This window comes from uncultured Mailhella sp., from assembly GCF_947631555.1.
Lineage (GTDB): Bacteria > Desulfobacterota > Desulfovibrionia > Desulfovibrionales > Desulfovibrionaceae > Mailhella.
In genome coordinates, this window is record NZ_CANRLT010000041.1 from 1 (window position 1) to 21267 (window position 21267).

16 protein-coding genes and 1 tRNA gene are annotated in these 21267 nt (G+C 60.1%); 9 read left to right on the plus strand and 8 right to left on the minus strand.

From position 1 onward, the window contains the following. Positions 1-156: 156 nt before the first annotated feature. Together Q0Z94_RS06965 and Q0Z94_RS06970 are read left to right on the plus strand one after the other, a co-directional pair. Positions 157-777 (plus strand): flavodoxin family protein, encoded by a 621-nt coding sequence (locus Q0Z94_RS06965; RefSeq protein ID WP_298068293.1) that lies wholly within the window; start codon positions 157-159, stop codon positions 775-777. Between the two features lie 99 nt (positions 778-876). Next, entirely contained in the window at positions 877-1533 is a 657-nt protein-coding gene (locus Q0Z94_RS06970) for an HAD-IA family hydrolase (RefSeq protein WP_298068294.1), read from the plus strand. Position 1534: 1 nt separating this feature from the next. Here Q0Z94_RS06970 and Q0Z94_RS06975 read toward each other — a convergent pair whose 3' ends face one another. Together Q0Z94_RS06975 and Q0Z94_RS06980 are read right to left on the minus strand one after the other, a co-directional pair. After that, positions 1535-5272, minus strand: coding sequence for an AAA family ATPase (locus tag Q0Z94_RS06975; RefSeq protein WP_298068295.1), 3738 nt, complete (start codon positions 5270-5272; stop codon positions 1535-1537). A 1-nt stretch (position 5273) separates the two neighbouring features. Next, the gene (locus Q0Z94_RS06980; RefSeq protein ID WP_298068296.1) at positions 5274-6494 is read right to left on the minus strand and encodes an exonuclease SbcCD subunit D C-terminal domain-containing protein; all 1221 of its coding nucleotides are present in this window, start codon (positions 6492-6494) and stop codon (positions 5274-5276) included. A 397-nt stretch (positions 6495-6891) separates the two neighbouring features. Between Q0Z94_RS06980 and Q0Z94_RS06985 the strand changes: the two genes are divergently transcribed. The 4 genes from Q0Z94_RS06985 (at position 6892) to Q0Z94_RS07000 (ending at position 10638) form a co-directional block, all read left to right on the plus strand. Further along, positions 6892-8262: an ammonium transporter gene (locus tag Q0Z94_RS06985; RefSeq protein ID WP_298068297.1), complete on the plus strand. Its 1371-nt coding sequence runs from the start codon at positions 6892-6894 to the stop codon at positions 8260-8262. A gap of 30 nt (positions 8263-8292) precedes the next feature. Next, positions 8293-8619 carry a P-II family nitrogen regulator gene (locus Q0Z94_RS06990; protein ID WP_298068298.1) on the plus strand — a complete coding sequence of 109 codons (327 nt, stop codon included), beginning with the start codon at positions 8293-8295 and terminating at the stop codon, positions 8617-8619. A gap of 354 nt (positions 8620-8973) precedes the next feature. Beyond that, the gene (locus Q0Z94_RS06995) at positions 8974-9975 is read left to right on the plus strand and encodes a dynamin family protein (RefSeq protein WP_298068299.1); all 1002 of its coding nucleotides are present in this window, start codon (positions 8974-8976) and stop codon (positions 9973-9975) included. Between the two features lie 69 nt (positions 9976-10044). After that, on the plus strand, positions 10045-10638 hold the full coding sequence (locus Q0Z94_RS07000; RefSeq protein WP_298068300.1) for a hydrolase: 594 nt from the start codon (positions 10045-10047) through the stop codon (positions 10636-10638). Between the two features lie 429 nt (positions 10639-11067). Here the strand turns inward: Q0Z94_RS07000 and qrcD are convergent, their stop codons facing one another. Genes qrcD through qrcA form a run of 4 tightly spaced genes read right to left on the minus strand, consistent with a single transcriptional unit; the run spans position 11068 to position 15843 of the window. Beyond that, a complete protein-coding gene (qrcD, locus tag Q0Z94_RS07005) occupies positions 11068-12315 on the minus strand; it encodes a menaquinone reductase integral membrane subunit QrcD (protein WP_298068301.1) in 1248 nt (415 codons plus the stop codon). Between the two features lie 8 nt (positions 12316-12323). Further along, on the minus strand, positions 12324-13106 hold the full coding sequence (gene qrcC, locus Q0Z94_RS07010) for a menaquinone reductase iron-sulfur cluster-binding subunit QrcC (protein WP_298068302.1): 783 nt from the start codon (positions 13104-13106) through the stop codon (positions 12324-12326). Between the two features lie 10 nt (positions 13107-13116). Then, entirely contained in the window at positions 13117-15189 is a 2073-nt protein-coding gene (qrcB, locus tag Q0Z94_RS07015; RefSeq protein WP_298068303.1) for a menaquinone reductase molybdopterin-binding-like subunit QrcB, read from the minus strand. Between the two features lie 18 nt (positions 15190-15207). Then, positions 15208-15843 (minus strand): menaquinone reductase multiheme cytochrome c subunit QrcA, encoded by a 636-nt coding sequence (gene qrcA / locus Q0Z94_RS07020; RefSeq protein WP_298068304.1) that lies wholly within the window; start codon positions 15841-15843, stop codon positions 15208-15210. On the opposite strand from qrcA, the gene Q0Z94_RS07025 reads away from it, so the two are divergent. The 3 genes from Q0Z94_RS07025 (at position 15824) to Q0Z94_RS07035 (ending at position 19136) form a co-directional block, all read left to right on the plus strand. Then, complete coding sequence (locus Q0Z94_RS07025; RefSeq protein WP_298068305.1) at positions 15824-16243, plus strand: hypothetical protein; 420 nt, start codon at positions 15824-15826, stop codon at positions 16241-16243. The genes qrcA and Q0Z94_RS07025 overlap by 20 nt on opposite strands. Before the next feature lie 493 nt (positions 16244-16736). Beyond that, positions 16737-16824: transfer RNA gene (locus Q0Z94_RS07030), tRNA-Ser, on the plus strand. Positions 16825-17336: 512 nt separating this feature from the next. Next, positions 17337-19136 carry an NERD domain-containing protein/DEAD/DEAH box helicase gene (locus Q0Z94_RS07035; protein ID WP_298068306.1) on the plus strand — a complete coding sequence of 600 codons (1800 nt, stop codon included), beginning with the start codon at positions 17337-17339 and terminating at the stop codon, positions 19134-19136. Positions 19137-19240: 104 nt separating this feature from the next. Here the strand turns inward: Q0Z94_RS07035 and Q0Z94_RS07040 are convergent, their stop codons facing one another. Beyond that, positions 19241-20512 (minus strand): aminotransferase class I/II-fold pyridoxal phosphate-dependent enzyme, encoded by a 1272-nt coding sequence (locus Q0Z94_RS07040; protein ID WP_298068307.1) that lies wholly within the window; start codon positions 20510-20512, stop codon positions 19241-19243. A gap of 127 nt (positions 20513-20639) precedes the next feature. Further along, positions 20640-21267 (minus strand): MBL fold metallo-hydrolase (locus tag Q0Z94_RS07045; RefSeq protein ID WP_298068308.1); only part of this gene is annotated, 628 nt, incomplete at its 5' end.

Genomic DNA, 21267 nt, shown 5'->3' on the forward strand with positions numbered 1-21267 from the left:
CAAACACGCCGCCTTCGCTATCAGCTCGCTGACGCTCGCGCCTCCGGCGGTTAAGGGAGGGAGAGGTTACGGAATAGGGATTTCATCGGCTTCGCCGTTTTGTCAACTACGCTTTTCCCCCTGAAGGGGAGGGCTCAAACCATAAAGGAATTTTTGATGAAGGTACTTCTTGTCAATGGTAGTCCGCGTCCTAAGGGCTGCACCTTTACGGCGCTGTCCGAAGTTGCTTCGGAACTGGAAAGGCAGGGTGTGGAAGCGCAGATTTTTCAGCTCGGCGCGCAGCCTGTGGCCGGATGTATCGCCTGCGGCAAATGCGCGATCCTTGGCCAGTGCTTCCGTGATGACAAGGTCAACGAATTTTTGTCTCTGGCGTCCGAGGCCGATGGTTTTGTTTTTGGTTCGCCGGTGTACTTTGCGTCGGTAGCCGGACAGCTGGAATGCTTTCTCGACCGCGTGTTCTACGCCGGAGGAGAACTGTTTACCAACAAGCCCGGCGCCGTGGTGGTGAGCTGCCGCCGAGGAGGGGCTTCGGCAGCCTTCGACCAGCTGAACAAATATTTTGGTATCCGCAATATGCCCGTGGTCTCTTCCAACTACTGGAATCAGGTGCACGGCTTTACGCCTGAAGATGTGCGGCAGGATCTGGAAGGCCTCGCGACCATGCGTCAGCTTGGCCGCAACATGGCGTGGATGCTGAAGTGTTTTGAAGCCGGAAAAAAGGCCGGAGTGCCTCTGCCTGAAGCCGAACCCACCGTGCGCACTAACTTTATCCGCTAGAACGGGGAAGTGGGGAGGGGATCCTCCCCTTTCTTTTGCCGTGTACTTTTTATCTCTTAAGCTCCTTTTTACGGCTCGTTTCGGCGGGGAGGAAAGACCTTGAAACGTTACGACACAATCCTCTTCGACCTGGACGGCACGATTCTGGATACGCTCCGGGATCTTCATGCCAGTGTCAATTTCGCTCTCCGCCGTCAGAACAAGCCGGAACGCAGTCTTGACGAGGTGCGCGCCTTCGTGGGGAACGGCGTACGTATGCTTATGGTGCGCGCGTTTCCGGGCGGGAGCGAGGCTCCGGGCTTCGAGGAGGCCCTGCAGGATTTTCGAGGGCATTATGCGGTGCACTGCCGGGAACTCACCCGTCCGTATGCGCAGATCCCGGAACTTTTGAACGAACTCCGCAGCCGTGGCTTCCGCATGGCCGTGGTCTCCAACAAGACCGATGCGGAGGTCAAGTCTCTGTGCCGTGAGTTCTTCGGCGGCATGTTCCAGACGGCCATCGGAGAGCGTGAGGGCGTGCGCCGCAAGCCTGCTCCCGACACGGTCTTCCAGGCACTGAAGGAGCTTGGGGCTGAAGCGGGTTCCACTCTTTATGTTGGAGATTCCGATATAGACCTGGCGACGGCCAGAAACGCCATGCTCGACTGCGTTTCCGTGACCTGGGGCTTCCGCTCCGCCGAACAGCTCCGGCAGGCCGGGGCGAAGACGCTCATCGATGCGCCGCTGCAGCTTCTTGAGCTGCTGGAGGAAAACTGAGCTAAAACCAGGTGCCGGAACCTGTGACGCCCGGCCCGGAAAGCAGACTGCACCCGTTGTGCAGGGGCGTAACCTCTATGCGTGTGTCGATCCTGTCCTTGAGGCTCTGGACGTGGGAAATCAGCCCGATGACCTTGCCCCGCTGACGCAGGCTGGAGAGCATGGCCAGCGCCGTATCAAGCGCTTCTTCATCCAGGGTGCCGAAACCCTCATCCAGAAAAACGGAATCCACGCGCACCTTACGGCTGGCCATCTGCGCCAGTCCGAGGGCCAGAGACAGGCTGACGATGAAGCTTTCCCCGCCGGAAAGATTGCGGGATGAACGCACGGCGTCGGCCTGATAGCGGTCGATGACATCCAGTTCCAGCGTGTTTTCCCGGTTGGGTACGAGGACATAACGGTCGGTCAGCAGAGCAAGCTGCCGGTTGGCCTGGTTGATGAGTGTGCGGAAGGTGAGTCCCTGCGCGTACTTGCGGAACTTGCCGCCCTCAGCTGAGCCGATGAGTTCATTCAGACTGCTCCAGCGTTCACAGATCTTTTCCTGTTTGGCGATGTCCAGTCCAAGTTTCTGTGCGCCCAGGCGCTGTTCTTCGCTGCGCCGGAGCTTTTCATCCATGGCGCCGCGTTCCTGAAGCAGCTTTTCCAGCGACAGGGACAGCTTTTCCTGCAATGCCTCCAGCTCCGTACGTTCCTTGTCCGGCGCTTTTTTTTGTGCCTCCTCCCACAAGGTGTTTTTATCCGTTTCGAGGGCGGTCAGGTGTGCCCCCTGCTGCTCCAGGTCGCGCTGCCGTTCGTCCAGCGTCCGCGCTTCTTCTGCGGGGAGCAGCGCCGAGCGGCATTCCTCCTCACTGGAAAAGCCTGCGGCGGTCAGAGCCTGAAGCAAGGCCTTCTCCTCTCTCTCCAGTTCTGGTCTTCGCTCTTCGCTATGTTTTTCCAGCATATGATAAAGGTGCAGAGCTGCTTCATGGCTTCGCTTGGCTTCATCGAAAGCCTTGCGGCACTGCGCTTCTTCCTTTTCCCGTTCTTCGAGGCGGACCTTCATGCGTACCTCTTCCGTGTCGGCGTCCTTGTCGCCGAAGCGATCCCGGCGCAGAGCCTCTGCACGGGCGCATGCGGCGGCGCTGTCTGCACAGATTTGGCGCTGGGCTTCACGTTGCCGGGCAGCGATTGCGCGCCGTTCCTCATCCAGAGCCTGACGTTTATCCTGATCCCGCAGGGTGTCGCGCAGGGCTTGTTCCCTGCTGAGGAGCGCAGCGTAGTCTTTGCGGCGGGACTCGAGGGCGTTCAGCGCCTGTCCCCGCTCCCCGCTGTCTGCAGCGATGATGCCGCGTGCGGAAAGGTCGCGCTGCAGAGTGCCGCCAAGCTCTTCCAGAAAGCTGAGAGCGCGTTGGCGTTCCTGCTCCAGGGTATTGAGGCCGGCCTGTGTCTCCAGACATTTTTCGGTGATTTGGCGCAGAGCCAGGTCTGCTTTTTCCCGCTCTTTTTGGATTTCCTCTTCTGCATCGCGCAGGTGACCAAGGGCCTGTTCCGTGGATTCAAGGCGCTTCAGCACCTCGGAGACCAGGGCAAGGCGACCGCTGTTTTTGGCCTCCGCCTGTTCAAGCATGGCGGAAAGCTCCACCGCAGCTTCGGGGCGGCCTGAGACGAGGACGTCAGCCGAATCCGGCGTCAGCTCCATCGCCGGAGAGGGCGCAAGCGTTCGCAGGGCGGCCGCAAGATGTTCTCCCGTTTTCAGCAGTTCTCCGGCTGTGTCCTGAAGGGTTTCCTGTGTGTGCTGTGCGTCTTTTTCCAGCTCAGCAAGGCGTATTTCGCTGTCGCGGACGCTTCGGGACAGAGTATTTTCCCTGTCCGCGAGTCGCTGCGCTTCGGCCTCATGTTCATCAATATGGGGTGCGGGAAGTTCTGCGGCATAGGGGTGACTGAGGGAACCGCAAAGCGGGCAGGGGGCTCCTTCGCAAAGTTTTTCCCGTTCCTTCGCAAAATTTATGATGCGTTCAGCGAAGCGCAGGGCTTTCTGTTCCACCTCAAGGGCACGGCGTGTGAGGGAAAGTTCTCCGCGGGTCGCAGCGAGGGTCGCGTTCTGTTTTTCCCTCTTCCTTTCCAGCTCCGCCGCACGCATCCTGCCTTCGGACTCCTTCTGTGTCAGAGAGACGTACCGTATCAGCAGCGTACGGGCTTCGCGAAGTGTGTCCGCCGACGTGAGCAGGCTTTCCTTTTCATCGCGCCAGAGGGAAGCACTTCTGCCTTCCAGAAGCTGGGTCTTCTCTGCTGTCAGGTTCCGGTGTTTTTCCTGAAGTTCCTGTTCCAGGCGGCACTGGACGGCATGGGATTCGGTGAGCCTCGCTGCTTCTTTTTTCTGCGCTTCCAGCTCGGCGGAGTATTCGCGGATCCGGAGTTCCCGGTCGGACTGCTCCTTTTCCTGTTGCAGAAGCAGGCGATGCCGATCCCACATACCGGGCAGAACCTCGGAAAGGGTGGCGTCCTGAGCGCGGGTCTCCTTTTCTTCGCACAGTGCTTTGAGCGCATCACGGCTGTCTTGCAGCTCTTTTCCGTGTATGTGAGCCTCGGTTTCGGCTTTTTCAAAGTCTTCCACGGTTTTCTTAAGACGATCGCGGTTTGCCGCGTCTTCCCTGGTCAGGTGCTGAAGCTCCCTGTCCAGGGCGCGCATGGCTTCCAGCTCTTGCGCGAGGGTTGCTTGTGCCTGTTTTTCCTCTTCCCGGGCCTGAACTGCGAGATTGCAGCGTTCACGGCAGCTATCCACAGCCGCCTCCAGTCCGGGCAGGCTGGTTTGAGCCTCCTCTGCCGCTTTTTCGTCTTTGAGCTGCTCGGCACGTTTTGCCTGAACTGCGGCCAGGGAGCCTTGTACGGGCAAGGCGCGGTGATGCGCTTTCAGCCGTGCGGCGCTGTCAGCGAAGTTCAGGGTGTCCGTCTGCCAGGATTCTCTGAGTTTTCTCAGATTGTTCAGCTCCTCGTGCAACTCCTCGAGGAGGCGGCGCTGGGTCAGGGCCTGGTCAACGCCGTCCTTTTGGGCGCTGAGCTTCGCTTTTTCCACATCGAAGCGGCGTACTTTTTCCCGGAGTTCGCTTTCTTCTTCTGTTGAGAGCAGGGGAAGCTGCTTCAGAGATGCGCGCAGTTTCTCAAGATTTTCACCTTCGGCCTTGTTCCGCTGGAAAACCCGGCGGGAGATCTCCGCATAGATTTCTGTTCCTGTGATCTGTTCGAGCAGGGGGGCACGCTTGTCGCCGCTGCTGAGCAGAAAGGCCGCAAAGCTCCCCTGGGCCAGAACCACAGATTGCGTGAAGCGTTCGAAATTCATGCCGGTGAGTTCTTCGACCTTGTTTCTGGCTTCCGTCATGCCACGGGTGAGGCACAGTCCTTGATTGTGGTCAAAAATTTCATGCCGCGGCTCCTGAAGCTTGCCGCCGGACTTGCCGCGTGCCTTCTTGTGGCTCCAGCAGCAGCGCCATCGGCCTTCCGGGGTCTCGAAAACCACTTCCGCCAGACAGTCAGCGGCCTGGCGGGACATGATTTCATTGCTGCCCCTGCTGATTTTGCCGAGGCGGGGCGTGCAGCCGTAAAGAGCAAGGCAGACGGCGTCGAGTATGGTGCTCTTGCCTGCGCCCGTAGGCCCGGTGATGGCAAAAAGACCATTTCCGGCATATTCCGGCGCGTCAAGGTTGATGTTCCATTCCCCGGTCAGAGAATTGAGATTGCGTAGACGTATGCTCAGGATGCGCATATCAGTCATCCTCCCGTGAAGCGCCGCTGATTTCCCGGAGAATTTCATCATAACACGCCGTCAGCGCCTTCCGTCGTTCCTCCGTGCCTTCGCCGCAGAGCTGTGCCTCATCCAGGAGACGGGCGAACACATCGGCTTCCGTAAGGTTTTCTAGAGAGGGGGCGCCCTCCTCCTCCGTATGCATGGAGACGGGAAGCTCTCGCAGGTTGCGGATGCGCAGAACGTCCACTTCTGGAGGGGCAGCTTCAAAGACTTTTTCGCGCAGATCGCCGAGAACGTCCTGGCCTGTGTAGAGGACTTCCGCCCAGATTGTTTCCGCAGCTCCGGAAAGTTCCCTCAGACGGCGTTCCAGTTCCGGCCAGTCGCCGTTCAGACTGAGGAGGTTCCGGAAGCGGGGAACCTCTACCGTTTCAACGGACACGTCGCGCCCATGGGTGCGGAGCAGGCAGACGCTTTTCCGGTTTTCGGTCTCGCTGAAATCCAGAGGCAGAGGAGAGCCGCTGTAGCGCAGACGCGTTTCGCCGGCGGTCTGCGGAATATGCAGATGCCCCAGTGCGGCGTAGTCGAAGGCAGGGGGAAAGACGCCCGTCTCCACGCGGGCCAGGGAACCGACGCGCACGTCCGTGCCCTCGGACACGCGGCCGCCCTGCACGAAGAGGTGTCCCATGGCGATCACCGGCATATCCCTGCCGGCGCGCAGGCGTTCCGCTGCTTCTGCGCATCTGCGGTAGTGCCCGCGCAGGCCCTCCGCCAGCTTGCGGTCTCTGTCTTCAGGGCCGTCCCCTGGAGCGGCGCGGTAAAGATCCCGGTCGCGGAGAAAGGGCACGGCGCAGATGATGACGCCAGGTTCACCCGCTTTTCCGGGAAGCTCCAGGACTTCTTCTTCCGGCGTGAGTGCCCTGCCTGCAACATGGATGCGCAGGTGACTGAGGAGCTGTCTGGGCGCGTCGAGAAAGGAAGGAGAATCGTGGTTGCCCGCCGTCATCACGACGCTGCAGGCCGGGTCTGTGCTGATTTTCTGGAGAAAATCATAGTAGAGCGTCTGAGCCTGCGTGCCGGGCGCGCCGCTGTCGAAGATATCGCCGGAGACGAGAAGAAGCTCCACCTTTTCCCGCCGGAGAAGTTCGTGCAGCCAGTCGAGAAAAAGGCGAAATTCTTCGTCGCGTTTTTTTCCGTAGAGCGTGTGACCGAGATGCCAGTCTGAGGTGTGGACGATGTTCATGCGCTCTTGATAGCACGGAGCCGCGTGGAATGTCATGCCTGAAAGAGCGGTACGAAAATGTTTTATCTTTCGCTCGCGGAGAGCAGAAAGCCTTGAGCGGCAGAGGAAGGACACGGTGCCGCGGGGGAAGACCGCCGTTTTTTTCAGGGAGTGCGGAAATGTACCGAGGCGGCAGGACAGGGTGAGGAAAGCCTTTTTTATCGGAGTGTTGGGAGGAAGAATTTCGGATCATTGGCAGCGGCAGCCGGAGGAAATGTGGTACAATCTTGTACTGTTGGCGTCGCGGCAGAATAGCGGTAATAATCAGCAACAAAGCGGAATAACAGAAAAATATCCTTTTTGGCACGCGGTATGCACAGGGGAGGGCGAGTTTACAAATTCCAAGGAGGAATATGTGATGAGTACACACGCCCCTGTCAAAGGATGGAACATTCTGTCCGCGCTGGGGATCCTGTGGGGGATCCTGTTCGTACCGGGCATGGCTTTCGCCGGAGAAACTGCCGAACCCCTGAGCCAGCATCATGGAGACATCCTGTGGACCATGCTGGGAGCCATGCTGGTCATGTTCATGCAGCCGGGCTTTGCACTGGTGGAATGCGGTCTGACCCGCGCCAAGAACGCAGGCAATATCCTGATGAAGAATTTTGTGGATTTCAGCATTGGAACTCCGCTGTTCTTCGTCATCGGCTTCGGCATTATGTTCGGAGCGTCCAACGGCTTTTTTGCCGTGCCGGATCTTTGCATGACTTCTGTCGATCCCACGACGGAAGACGGGCTTTGGGCCTGGACGTTTTTCTTCTTCCAGACCATGTTCTGTGCCACCGCCGCCACCATCGTGTCGGGCTGCGTTGCAGAACGGACGGATTTCAAGGCCTATATTCTGGTTTCGGTTCTGGTCAGCGTGTTCATCTACCCTGTGAGCGGAAGCTGGTGCTGGAACGGCCTGTTCGCGGACACCAAGGGCTGGCTTGAAGCTCTGGGCTTCGTGGACTTCGCCGGTTCGACGGTGGTGCATTCAGTCGGCGGCTGGATTGGTCTGGCCGGAGCCTTGTGCGTGGGTCCGCGCATCGGTAAATACAGCCTGGACGGGAAGTCTCTGGCCATCCCTGGCCACAATATCCCGCTCGTTGCATTGGGGGTGTTCATTCTCTGGTTCGCCTGGTTTGGCTTCAACTGCTGCTCCACCACGGCGGCGGACAGCACGGTCGGCTATATCGGTGTGAATACCTGCCTGTCCGCCTGCATGGGCTTTGCCGCCGCCATGCTGACCATCTGGTTCCTCACCGGCAAGCCGGATCCGTCCATGTCCATGAACGGCGCTCTGGCCGGGCTCGTGGGCGTCACTGCCGGATGCTTTGAAGTGTCTCCCGTGGGCGCTCTGTGCATCGGACTTATCTGCGGCGTTATTGTGGTGCTCTCGGTCATCGCCGTCGATCAGGTGTTCAAGGTGGACGACCCCGTCGGCGCGGTCTCGGTGCACGGCGTGTGCGGCTTCGTGGGTACGGTGCTTGTGGGCCTGTTCGCAGCTCCCGGGTACGGCGAAAACGTGGGCCTGCTTTACGGCGGAGGCGTGGATCTGCTGCTCATCCAGCTTCTGGGGGCGCTCAGTGTCGGCGTCTGGGCCTTCGTCATGGGCTTCATCGCCTTCAAGATTGCCGACCGCCTCATCGGTCTGCGTGTGAGCCGCGAAGTCGAGCTTAAAGGTCTCGACCTCACGGAGCACGGAACGGACGTGTACAGCGGGTTCCAGATCTTTTCCAACGAATAAGCTGCCGTTGAAGACGGAAAGGAATATGAGATGAAAGTTGTTATCGCGTATATCCGTCCCGAAGCGCTGGGAGCGGTCAAGCAGGCTCTGTACGCCCAGTCGCTGTACTGCCTCTCCGTAACCAATATCCTCGGTTCGGGGCGTCAGAAGGGTTATGTGGAAATGTACCGCGGCGTTGCCACGGAGGTGACGCTGCTGAAAAAGGTGCGCATCGAGCTTTGCCTGCAGGACGAAGATGTGGACAAGGCGATGAAGGCTATCGCTAAGGGCGCCAGCACCGGGCATGAAGGCGATGGCATCATGTACGTCATGGATGTGGAACGAGGCCTGCGCATCCGCACGGGCGAAAGCCTGTAGTGCACTGTCAGGCTGCGGATACCTGAGAACGAAAAGGCGGGGCGCCTAGCGCGTCCCGCCTTGCTGTTTCCGCCGTTGTTTCCGCATATCCAGCGCTGTCTGCGGGGATCCGCCTTCTTCGGGAACACACGAAAAGATACCCTGCGGCCGCGAGTCTCTGCCAGGCTCGTTCGGCCGGAGTCTTCCGGGCGGGCATGACGAGAGGCATGACGTGAGGCATGTCGCGAAAGTTTCGCCTCATGCCTCCAGCCGTCTGAAACCGCGCTCCTTCTGCCCAGCGGAAACGGGGCTTGCCACGGACGCGCTTTCGGGTATGCTGGAAAAAAGCCGCTGCCAGGCGGCGGGGGAGACAGCATGGGCGTTTTCGATATTCCTGACGCGGCACTGCATATACTCATGCTCGGCTGCATGAGTTCGGGCAAGTCCACGATTCTGAACGCGCTTCTCGGGCGCGGCGTGTTTCCGGCCGGGAATCGTGCGACCACGGCTCAGATCTTTCGCATCATTCATGACCCTCGTTCGCAGGAAGCCGTGTGCCGCAATCTTTCCGAAAGCGAGGAACGTTTTCCGCTGTCCCGGGAAAGACTTGCGGCGTGGAACGGTACCATGCGGGAGAACGTACCCGCGGACATCCGGCTTTTCTTCCCGCATCTGGAAAAGCGGCGTCCGCTGGTTTTCTACGATACGCCCGGCCCAAACACGAGCAAGTACGGCGCGCACCGCGGAGAAACGTATTTTGCGCTGGAAAAGCTCCCGCTGACGCATATTTTTCTGGTGCTGGATATGGCGCAGCTCCATACCCGCGACGAGGAAGCCCTTCTGCGCGATATGGGCCGCGTGATGGAGGAGCGGGGCGGTATCCCGCTCCTGGTCATTCTGAACAAGGCCGACGTCATCGACGTGGACAAGGAGCCGGTGCAGGAAATCATTCAGGAAATTCAAGAGGACATGAGCGGCTATGTGCCTGCAGGAACCCATGTGGACGTTATCCCCGTCATGGCCAGGGGCGCGGAAATCTGGCGCCGGATGATAGACCGGGACGCGCTTACGACCTTTGAAATCGAGTTCGGCCAGTATATCGACTGGCGGCTGTGCCAGGCCATGCTGGAGGCTGCGGTCATGCCGGACGCGATCCGCTCCAGCGTGGCCGAACAGATGGAGGAATGGCGGCGGCTTCAGAAGTTTTCCCAGGTCTTCAAGGGGTCTCTGGAATATCTGGCGCACCGCATCCACCCCGAGGCCGAGATCATCAACAAGAACATGAGCAAGATTCTGGACTATGCGGACTGCCGCCGGGCCATCACTGGTTCGGGCATCGTGGCGCTCGAAGCCTGGATTGACACTCTGACCGCGTAGTTCGGGAACTGGCCCGCGGCCTTGCGCCCGTGTTCAGCGCGTGGGTTCCGCGGGAAAGGAGAATGCACCATGAGGACGTGCCCCATCACCAGAGATCAGGCACTGGCTCTTTTGCGAACCTACAACACCGAATCGTTCCATCTGCTTCATGCGCTGACCGTGGAAAGCGTGATGCGCTGGTTTGCAGAACATCAGGGCTATGCGGAAGAGGCGGACTACTGGGCCATGACCGGACTGCTCCACGACATAGATTTCGAGCGCTATCCCGGGGAACATTGCCGCAAGGCGCCTGAACTTCTCAGAGCGGGAGGGGTGAATGAGGACATGATCCGCTCGATTTGCAGTCACGGCTATGGCCTGTGCTGCGATATTGAACCGCAACACGAGATGGAAAAAATCCTGTTTGCCGCGGACGAACTCACCGGACTTATCGGCGCGGCGGCACTCATGCGGCCTTCCAGAAGCGTCATGGACATGGAAGTCTCCAGCCTGAAGAAAAAATTCAAGGACAAGAAGTTCGCCGCGGGCTGTTCCCGCGATGTGATCCGTACCGGCGCGGAAAAACTGGGCTGGACGCTGGAAGAACTCTTTGCCCGCACGCTCGACGCCATGCGTTTCAGTGAAGAACGCGTCAGAAAGGAAATTGAGGCGCTTCAGGGCTAGAGCAGGCTTGCTCGCGCCGACCTTCCCCGCTCGCCGCTCCGCAGGTTGAGAAAGGGGATTTGTCTTTCCCCTTCTTAGACCGCCGGAGGCACACGCGGTAGCGCGTTTGGAGCGACGACCCCGCGACCTTACCCGCTCCGGCGGTGTGACCATGTTCGCAGGCAGAGCCTGGCGAACACGTTCGCTATCTGCTCACTGACATTTGCACTTCCGGCGGTTAGGGACGTGGCCGGAGAGTGCCTTTCGCCGAACTGGAAGTTCGGCGCTTTGCAGCGTTTTTCCTGCAGGAAAAGCAAGAGGCCTTTCCCTTCCTCAGACCGCCAGCCCCTTAAAGGGTTTTGCTGTCTTATGCTGCTCTGTCCCCCCCCCAAAAAAAACGAGGCGGCCCTTCCGGAGAAAGGCCGCCTTGCTCTTGGTGAGTGTGTGGATTTACTGCCTGTTCAGTTCTTCTTCCTGCGGGAACATGGGCAGGTAGCGATAGGCCAGTGAAAGCACCATGGCGGCGTAGGCAAAGACCAGGAAGCAGGAGGCCCATTCCGCCCAGTTCGGGGCGTAGCTGTACCAACTGTCGAAGGGCATGACGGGCTGCGCCAGTCCCTGCACGGTAAGAACGTAGCGGTTGACCACAATGCTGGTGCAGGTGAGCAGCAGCATGAGATAGAAGACCGCGGGCTTTTCCCGGAGCGGCTTGATCAGCAGGCAGACCATGGGCACGATGAGCATGAGATGCTCGGCCCAGAACAGCCATTTGCCGTAGATCCATCCGTGGAACATCTGGTCAAAGGTCAGTCCCTCGCTGGCCAGAAGCGAGGCGGCCCAGTACCAGCTGTCAAGGCACTTGAACACCGTGTACACGATGAGCATGGTACCGCCCACCTTGCCCATGAGCTGCTTGATTTCCCAGCTCACCAGCCTGCGGCCGGTCATCTTTTCCATGAGGGTGCAGACAAGGACGGTAAACATGGGTCCGGAGGCCACGGCGGAGAGGACGAACAGGAAGAACGTCCACGGCCAGATGAAGAAGCCTTCGCGGAACAGGTAAGGCCGCCCGAAGAGTACACCATACATGCCGCCCAGCGAACCCTGATGGAAGGTGGAAAGGAAGGCGCCGATACCGGCGAAGATGGGCATGTACACATGGAAGTTGTGCGCCAGAGCGTGGACAAAGCGGCTTTTCATGAGCTGGCGGTTTTCCAGTATCAGCGGCACGAACTCAAGGATGAGCACGATGCAGTAGCAGGTGATACAGAAGATGACTTCCGTGAGCATGGAGTGGACGTTGGGATACCAGTAGCCAAACCAGCAGCGGATGGGTTGACCAATGTCCAGAACCAGAATAAGCATGGCGCCGGTGTAGCACAGGAAGCCGATCACCGCTGCGAGGTTCACGATGTTTTTCAGCGCGTCGATGTTCAGTATGTAGCGCAGCGCTCCCGTGAAGAACGCGCCTGCGCCCAGAGCGATGACGGCGAGGTCGAAGGTGATCCACAGACCGAAGCCGAAGTAGTCGTCCATGCCGGTTTCACCCAGTCCGAAGCCCAGGATGCGCACGGCTGCGTAAAGCCCCCAGAGGAAGATCAGCCCCAGCACCGTCATCCAGGCTGTGAATTTGGTCAGGGAGCAGCGTTCGCACCCTTCGGGGAACAGCTCGGCGTCAACAGGTTTGCTGTAATCCATAACCTACCTCATTTGATGACGGCTTCGCCGGTCTTTTCGTTTTCGAGATAGTTATCGCCTTCGCGGCGCACCCACTCGCGTTTGCTCAGATAGTAGACCTGCGGGTCGGTTCCCAGACGTTCCAGCAGACGGAAGGCGTAGGGGCTTTTGATAAGCTCGTGCACCTTGTGCGCAGGATTGTTCAGGTCGCCGAAGGTAATGGCTCCGTTGGGGCAGGCTTCCGTGCACGCCGTGACATAGGCGCCGTCCGGCAGATTCATGGGGTCCTGGCCGTTGGCTCTGGCCTTGGCCTGGGCGCTCATGAAGCGGTGATGGCAGAAGGAGCACTTTTCCACGACACCGCGCATACGGGTCGAGACGTCGGGGCTGAGAGCCTGTGCCAGATCGCCTGGCCACTTGGGATCGTACCAGTTGAAGTAGCGGGCGTGGTAAGGACACGAGGCCATGCAGTACCGGCAGCCGATGCAGCGGGGTGGAATCTGGCTGACGATACCGCCTTCCTCGCGCTTGTCCGTGGCGATGACGGGGCATACCGCGACACAGGAGGGCTTGCCGCACTGCATACAGGGGCGGGGCAGGTAGACGGTCTCGTGGTCGGGGAAAGGTTTATGATTGGAGAGGCGGAACACCTTGAGCCAGTTGAGGGAACGCAGCTTGTTGCTGCCGTCCACGGCCGGAGCCACGTTGTTTTCCGCCTGGCAGGCCACCATGCACGCGCCGCAGCCCGTGCACTTGTCGAGGTCGATGACCATGCCCCATTTGATCTTGAATTCTTTGACTTCAGAAGACATGAAGCTCCCCCTATGCTCTTGCGGCGTTCACGTCGGCGTTTCCCCATACCGGCAGGTTTGTGCCGGGTTCTCGGGAAATGCTGGTCAGCGTCACGACGTTCGCGCCCTTGCCCTTGCTGAACTGGTCGAAGGCCGTATGGCCCAGACCCGCGGTCAGCGAGACCGTATCGGTCATGACGCCTTCAAAGACCGCGGCGCGCACGGTGGTTTCGACCTTGTTGGCTGCTGTGATCTTCAGCAGGTCTCCATCTTTGACCTTCAGCCTGGCGGCGGTGGCGGCGTTCATCTGCGCCACGCTGAGCTTGCCGGCGAGCTGATATTCCGTGACCACCTTGGTGGCGAAGGGCGGGATGGCCGTCTGTGCCGTGCCCATGCCCAGAACCACAACAGGCGCGATCTGCAGCGGCGCATCGGCGGCTTTGGCGGAAGCGGCGGCCTTGATGGCTTCCCAGTTGTAGAACAGCGGGGAGACGGGTCCTTTTTCCACAGCCGTATGCACGGTGCCGCTTTCCAGCATGGCCCGGAAGGGCGCGCCCAGAGCGTAGGCGCGCTTGTACAGGAGTTCCGGCATGTCCTTCACGCCCAGATCCACGCCGACTTCCTGCGCCAGAGCGATGAACAGCTCACCCGCGGAACGGGCTTCGGCAAAGGGTTTGGCCACGGGACGGGCCAGGGCGTAGGTGGTGAGGCCGGAGCCGTAGGGCGTCAGAACATCATCAAAGGCTTCCATGCCGAGAGCCGCGGGCAGAACTAGGTCGCAGGCCTCGCAGGTTTCACTCATGAAGCTGGCAACGGCCACGGAGAAGCCGGCCTTCTTCAGGGTTTCCCTGACGCCCGCATCGGAGGGCAGAGCGTACACGGGGTTGGCGGCGTACACAATGAGCATCTTCGGGGCACTGGTTTTGCCTGCGGCAACACTCTGCGTGTACCTGACCAGAGAGCGGGTGAGCAGATGGCGGTATTCCGCAGCGCCGTTGACCACAGGCGAGGGGAAGGGCATGTCCACAAGTCCGCCTTCCCGCCCCACGGAACCGAGGAGCATATTCACGGCAATGGCCGCCATAACGGGACCTGCGGCTCCGCCGCTGCCCAGCGCGGAACCGGCGATGACCAGAGGTTTCTTTGCGCCGGTCAGGGCTTTGACCGCGGCTTCGAGGCGATCCGCAGGGACGCCGGTGATGGCGGTGACCTTTTCAGGCGTATAGGCCGCGGCGAAGCCTGCAAAGTTGGGCAGTCCCGCGGCGAAACCGCTTTTGCCGGCCTTGATGAGCAGATGCGCGATGCCCAGAAGCAGGGCCATTTCCGTCCCGGGCTTGATGGGCAGCCAGAGATCCGCGCCAGCCGCCGTGTTGTTCTGCACGGGGGAGGCGTACACAAAGGTCTGCGCAGGCGTACCGCCCGCGGGATGGGTGCGGTTGAAGACGCTGCGGTTGGCGGCCACCACGCCCCAGCTTTCGAGGATGGGCGCACCCACGGCCAGAACGCAGTCGCTGTGTTCGATGTCGTAGCCCAGGCGTCCCTGCCCGCCCATGGCGGTCCAGGCTGCCGCGGCGGGCTGTTCTTCATCGGGCATCAGGTAGAAGTCTGCGGAACCGCGCTGGTAGAGCATGGCGGACAGAACTTCGTTAATGCTTGTGGTGGGGTCGCCTGAGAAGGCGGCCACGGAGCTTCCGGCGGCCTGCATATGCTCCTTGAGCAGTTTTTCGGCTTCCGCCCAGGAGATGGCCACATACGCGCCGTCAGGAGAGCGGCGCAGTGGCTTCTTCAGGCGGGCGGGACTGACGCGCAGTTCCGCTTCCGCAGCGGCCAGCGCCGTCATGGACCCGTGGGAAACGGGGTTGTTCCGGTCGCTCAGGGTGCGCACCGGAGTACCGGCCACTGTGCGCACAAGAAAGCCCGTTCCCGAGGGGCAGAGCTTGCTTACGGTGGGCAGGTATTCGCTCGCGCCCTTCTTCAGACGGGGGATCCAGCCCCAGTTCTGCGTCCAGTACACGGCATCGTACAGGGTATTCCAGATGATGGGTGACGCCACGAGGCCCACGGTCCCGCCGGCGGCAAATTTAAGAAATCCTCTTCTATCCATGATTTCCTCTCTTTTGCCTTACTTGTGGCAGGTGAAGCAGGCGTTGCTGGCGTTGGTATTGCCAAGCGCCATGTGTTCGGCGTGGCAGCGTTCGCATCCCCACATCAGCATGGTGTTTTCGGAGTAGCCGGAAAGCCTGTTTTCCCGGTACAGGGGAGGAACGCTGGTCTCAGCAACGTTGAGGTGGCATTTTGAACAGAATTTGGCAATGTCCGCCGGGGTCTGAAGTTCGGCCAGAGGGCCGAAGTGCAGAGCGTGGCTGAAGAAGACGTTGTCAGGCTGCTTCTGATAGATCAGCCATTCCGTCTTGATCTCGCGCCCCGTCTGGACATACTCGCGCACAAAACGCGCTTCTTCGGGATCCTTTCCGAGGATGGTGAAATGACATTCGGCGCACTGCTCCGTCGTGGGAGCACCGCTGAACGTTCCGTCGGCCCGAACGAAGTGACACTGGTCGCAGGTCATGCCCTGGTTCTGGACATGCTCGACGTGGCTGAAGGCGATGGGCTGCTTTTTGGTTTCCTTCATGAGGTTGGGCAGAACCCACCATCCCAGAATAAGGGCCACGACCAGACCTACGACAAACGCGCCCCAGCCGCAGCAGCATGTTTTGCCTGCAGACTCAGGTGTGGTTGTGTTGTTCCTCTCCTCCATCCCGTTGCCTCGTGCTGTTGAGGTGATAAAAAGGACGGCGCGCAGCTTCGAACCGTGGCTCGACCGCGCCTGTCGGGATCCGACTGAAAAATGGCGACTTTCTCGTATCGGTTCCAGTAAACTCCGTTATACTAGTTTAAATCCAGAGCGCTTGCAATGGGGAAAAGGGCTTTCTCTTGCTGTTCGTCCGCAGGGAAACGAGGCCGCCCTTTGGAAAAGTTTTTTGCAAGTGAACGGTAATATAGGGAAATTATTATATTTTTTGAAAAGAGGAGACCGCCGCGGCAGCGGAAAAGACTGGAATTTCCAAAATTGCGGTGGGGTTAAGTTATTTTTTTCATTATCAAAAAATACTTTGAGGTTTGAGACCTCCCCCCTTCATGGGGAAAAGAGTAGTTGACAAAACGGCGAAGCCGATGAAATCCGATTCCGTAACCTCTCCCTTGGCTGCCGGACGGCGTGGCGTGTGCGCCGCTGATAGCGGGCAGGCCGCGCACAATCGGGCTTTGCCCGCTCAAGTATCTTTGCGGCCAGCTCGCGGGGCATGAGAGGCAATCCGTTCTTTTCCTTAACCGCCGGAGGCGCGAGCGACAGCGAGCTGATAGCGAAGGCGGCGTGTTTGTCCGGCTTTGCCGGCAAACATGGTCACGCCGCCGAAGCGGGGAAAGTCGCGCGAGCGTCAGCGAGCTGATAGCGAACGTGTTTGTCCGGCTCTGCCGGCAAACATGGTTACGCCGCAGAAGCGGGGCAGTCGGTTGCGGAGTCAGTCGGCGGATGGGGGCGACTGTGGATTGAAACATTTATTCCGCAGCAGAGCGGGCGGACGGGAAAGCGCTGCAGCCTTGACAGTGAAATTTGTTTGGCGGTATAGAAAACGCTCACTGTTTCAGACTGGAGAGATGGCAGAGCGGCTGATTGCGGCGGTCTTGAAAACCGTTGAGGGTAACACCTCCGGGGGTTCAAATCCCTCTCTCTCCGCCATGTTTCGCCCCTAAGCCCAGGTTCCTTGCGAGCCGCGGGGCTTGTTTTTTGCTTTCGGTCCGCGGTACACAGGCGGCGCCTTGTCTCACACATCCTTAAAAAAAAAGAAGGGCACACCTTGGCTCAGGCCCAGGCTCGGAGAGCCGCTCCTGCTTTGCCGGGGAGCTGTTGACTTACCTGCGGCACGTTCCGCCTCGGCGTTGCTTGGCGGCGGTACGTTCCGCAGAGGCAGACATACCTGATCGGCAGCGGCTGCGCGGGGGGTTCAAACGTTCCTTTGAGGTTTGCCCCTCCGGGAAAAAGGCAGTCCCGCGTTTTTGTCGATAAGATGGAAGGCCCCCTCAGGAAAAAAGGAGTGATTGACAAAACGGCGAGGCCGATGAACTCTTTTTGCATAACTCTTCCCTCAGGGAGGGGCGAGCCGCACGCTCCGGCCGGCGGCTGCAAAGCCAGCCGGAAGAAGAGTCCGGCTGTAGAATGAAACCTGTCTTGCAGGCAAGGAGGGATGCATCATGGCGACCATGTTCCCGGCGGAGGTCGAGATGTTCACCACGGTGGGCGAGGAGACCGTCTACCGTTTTCTGCGCCGTGCCGCGCGGCCGGACGCCGTGTTTCTGGTCTGGTACTCGCCGGACATTGAGGACAGGGAGCCGGACTTCATCCTGCTCTCGCCTGATTCGGGTCTCATCGTCCTTGAGGTCAAGGACTGGCTGGCGGAACAGGTGCTGGAGGCAGACCCCAAATCCGCCCTGCTGCGGATCGGATCGCACGAGGAGCGGCGCAAGCAGCCCCTGGCCCAGGCACGGGAATACGTCAACAGCCTGATGTCCCTTTTCGGCAGGCACGCACCGGAGTCCGCGGGAGGCAAGGCCGCCTTGCCGTGCCCCGTCACCTGGGGCGCGGTGTTCCCGCATATGCGGCGCGAGGAATTTGAGGCCTGCCGCCTGGACGAGGTCATGGACGGCAGCCGCGTGCTCTGCTGGGACGAGCTGAACGAGGATTCGCCGCTTCTGCGCGATGCTTCGGGCCAAAGCCTGCGCCGGTGGCTTGCCGAACATTTCCCGCCGCTCTTTCCCTTCAGTCTTACGGCACAAAAGCTTGCGTGGCTGCGCGGCTGCATTTTTCCGGTGGTGCGGCTGGATCTGCCGCAGCGCGGGGGCGCGTCCGTGCCGGAACAGGCCCGGACGATCCTGGCGCTGGATCATGAACAGGAAAACCTGGCCCGCACCTTCGGCACTGGCAAGACGCTCATCACCGGACCGGCCGGAAGCGGGAAAACGCTCATTCTCGCCCATCAGGCATGGCATCTGCCGCGGGTGGACAGGCGCGTGCGGCGCATCCTCATCACCTGTTTCAACCTTTCCCTGGTGGGCTATATCCGCCGGTTGCTGGCCGGAAAGGGTGTGGGCCTTGGGCCGGACGGCGTGGAAGTGATCCCGTTTTACAGTCTGTGCGAGCGTATCCTGGGCGAAGGCCTGACCCATGCCAATGAGGAGGGCGACTACTACAAGCTGGTGGTGCAGGAGAGCCTGAAGCGCCTCGAAGGGCAGCATGAGCTGAAAGGCCGTTGGGACGCCATCCTTGTGGATGAAGGTCAGGATTTTTCTCAGGACATGGGGCAGGTGCTGCTGCGCCTTTTGCCGGAACACGGAACCCTGACCGTGGCCGAGGATGAAAACCAGCGGCTGTACCAGCAGAATACGGTCGGCTGGGAAGATTTCGGCATAGCAAATCTCAAAGTCCGGCATCTGCGCCGTCAGTATCGCAGCACACGGCCCATCGCGGCTCTGGCAGCGCAGGCTCTCGGGGGGCAGCCAGACGCCGCAGAGCTGGGCGGCGCGGATGGCCCGGCCCCGGCATGGCTTGAGAGCGCAGACAGCCGCACACAGGTCCGTGAGGTCGCCGAGGCCGTGGCAGCTCTTACGCGAGGCGGCATAGCCATGAGTGAAATCGCCGTGCTCTATACCCGCGGCAAAAATCAGCAGGTGCCGAACCTGCCGGAGGCGCTTGTGGAAGCCCTCGAAGCCCGGGGCGTACTGGCGCGCTGGGCGGCACGCGATACCGCCAGCAAGCGCGGCTATGACATCACCACGGACAGTGTGACCGTCTCCACCATCCACAGCGTCAAAGGGCTGGACTTCGCCCATGTCTTCCTGCTGGGGCTTGACCAGCTGCGGCCGGATGACGAAAGGGCGCGGCGGCTTGCCCATGTGGGCATCACCAGGGCGCGGGAACGCCTGACGCTTTGCGTTTGTGAAAACGGCGGACGCAGCGGAGGCAGCCTGGCGGACGCCTTGCGGAAAAAGGGCTGAGAGACCTGCACTGACCTGCAAAACAAGCCCCTTGGCGCGTACTTTTCTCCATGATCGAGACCGCCGGCGGGAGAATGCCTTCTTTCCCGCCCCCCCCCAGTCGCTCACTGGTGATAGTGCTCCAGAAAGGCCCGCAGTTTGTTCATGGCATCTTCCAGAATGGCTGTCTGCGGCAGGTAGACGATGCGGAAGTGGTCGGGCTGATGCCAGTTGAAGCCCGTGCCCGGCACGAAGAGCACGCGCTTTTCGCGCAGAAAGTCGAGGGCGAACTGCGTGTCGCTGGTGATGTTGAATTTCTTGACGTCCACCTTCGGGAAAATGTAGAAGGCCGCTTTGGGGCGTTTGGCGCTGATGCCGGGGATGTCGTTCAGCGCGTTGTAGATGAAGTTTCGCTGCTCAAAGATGCGGCCTCCGGGCACGATGTACTCGTTGACGCTCTGGTAGCCGCCAAGGGCCGTCTGGATGATGGACTGCCCGGGGACGTTGGAGCAGAGGCGCATGTTGGAGAGCATGTTCACGCCCGCGATGTAGTCCCTGGCGATCTCCTTGTTGCCGCTGAAGATCATCCAGCCGACACGGAAGCCGCACACCATATGGGATTTGGACAGCCCGCTGAAGGTGACGCAGAAGAGGTCCGGCGCAAGGGAGGCTATGGAAACGTGCTTTTCCCCGTCCATGACCAGGCGGTCGTAGATTTCATCGGAGAAGATCATGAGCTCATGCCTGCGGGCGGTTTCCGCGATGCGTTCCAGTATCTCCACGGGGTACAGCGCGCCGGTGGGATTGTTCGGGTTGATGATGACGATGGCCTTGGTTCTGTCCGTGATCTTGCGTTCGATGTCGTCCAGATCGGGATACCAGTCGGACTCCTCGTCGCAGAGGTAGTGTACGGCCTTGCCCCCGGCGAGGTTGGCGCAGGCCGTCCAGAGCGGATAGTCGGGGGAGGGGATAAGGATTTCGTCGCCGTTGTTGAGCAGGGCGTTCATGGCGAGCTGTATGAGTTCGCTGGCGCCGTTGCCCGTGTAGACGTCCTTCATGGTGACGTCCGGGATGTTCTTGATCTGGGCATACTGCATGATGGCCTTGCGGGCCGCAAAAATACCGCGGGAATCCGAATAGCCCTGAGAGTGGACTATGGCGTCGCGCATGTCGAAGATCACTTCTTCCGGCGCGCTGAAACCGAAAGGCGCGGGATTACCGATGTTCAGTTTCAGGATGTTCATGCCGCACTCTTCCATGCGGGCAGCCTCGTCCACCACCGGGCCGCGCACATCGTAGAGTACGTTGTCCAGCTTGTTCGATTTCGTGAAGGTTCTCATCGCTCTCTCTCCGAAAGTCCGGATCTGCGCTTCGCCGGGGGAAGCGGGCGCTATCATGTCCGCTCCTGCCGCAAGGCAGCGGGCAGCGGAAGATTATGACAGGTTCAGGGTTCGGGAGTACTGGCGCGGAAGGACGCCTCGCACACTTTTCCCGAAGCCTTTTTCAGAAATAGGCCGGAGCGGGTCAAATGACAAGGGTCTGGCCGCCGGAAAGGGCGTGGAGGGTGTCGCCCATTCTTTTTTTAAGGTAAAGAAACTGCTCAGCGCCCGTGCAGTGGCCGGTGTAGTACTGCGCTCCCTGGGCGAGAAGGGCGTCCGCCGCGCGGTCGAGGCGTTCGCGGCCAGGCCCGTGAACATCCACGTTCATGAAGTGGAAGCCGCCAATGAGCACATCGGGCCGCAGCCAGCGGCAGATGTTCAGAATGCCCTTGTGCGAACAGCCGCTGACCACGATGCGCCTGCCGCCGAGCTTCAGGCAGAGATACTGCTCATGCAGGAAGAGATCCTGCCGCAGCTTGCCTTCGCACACGCTGAACAGCCCCGCGGAGCTGTCTTCAAAGGGCGCGGGCACACCGTTGCAGGTGCGCAGGGAAACTTCCACGTCCAGATCGAGCATGTCGCCGGTAAGGACGATTTGCTTGTGTCCCTCAAGGGACTGATCCATGCTGATGTTGCGCCCGTCCCTGGCCATGTGCGTTTCAAAGGCGTACCGGTTGACGAGAACCGGAGCCTTGCCGTTCAGTTCCAGAAAGCGGCGCAGTCCGCCCGTGTGGTCATAGTGGCCGTGGGAAATCACGGCCAGATCCACCGTG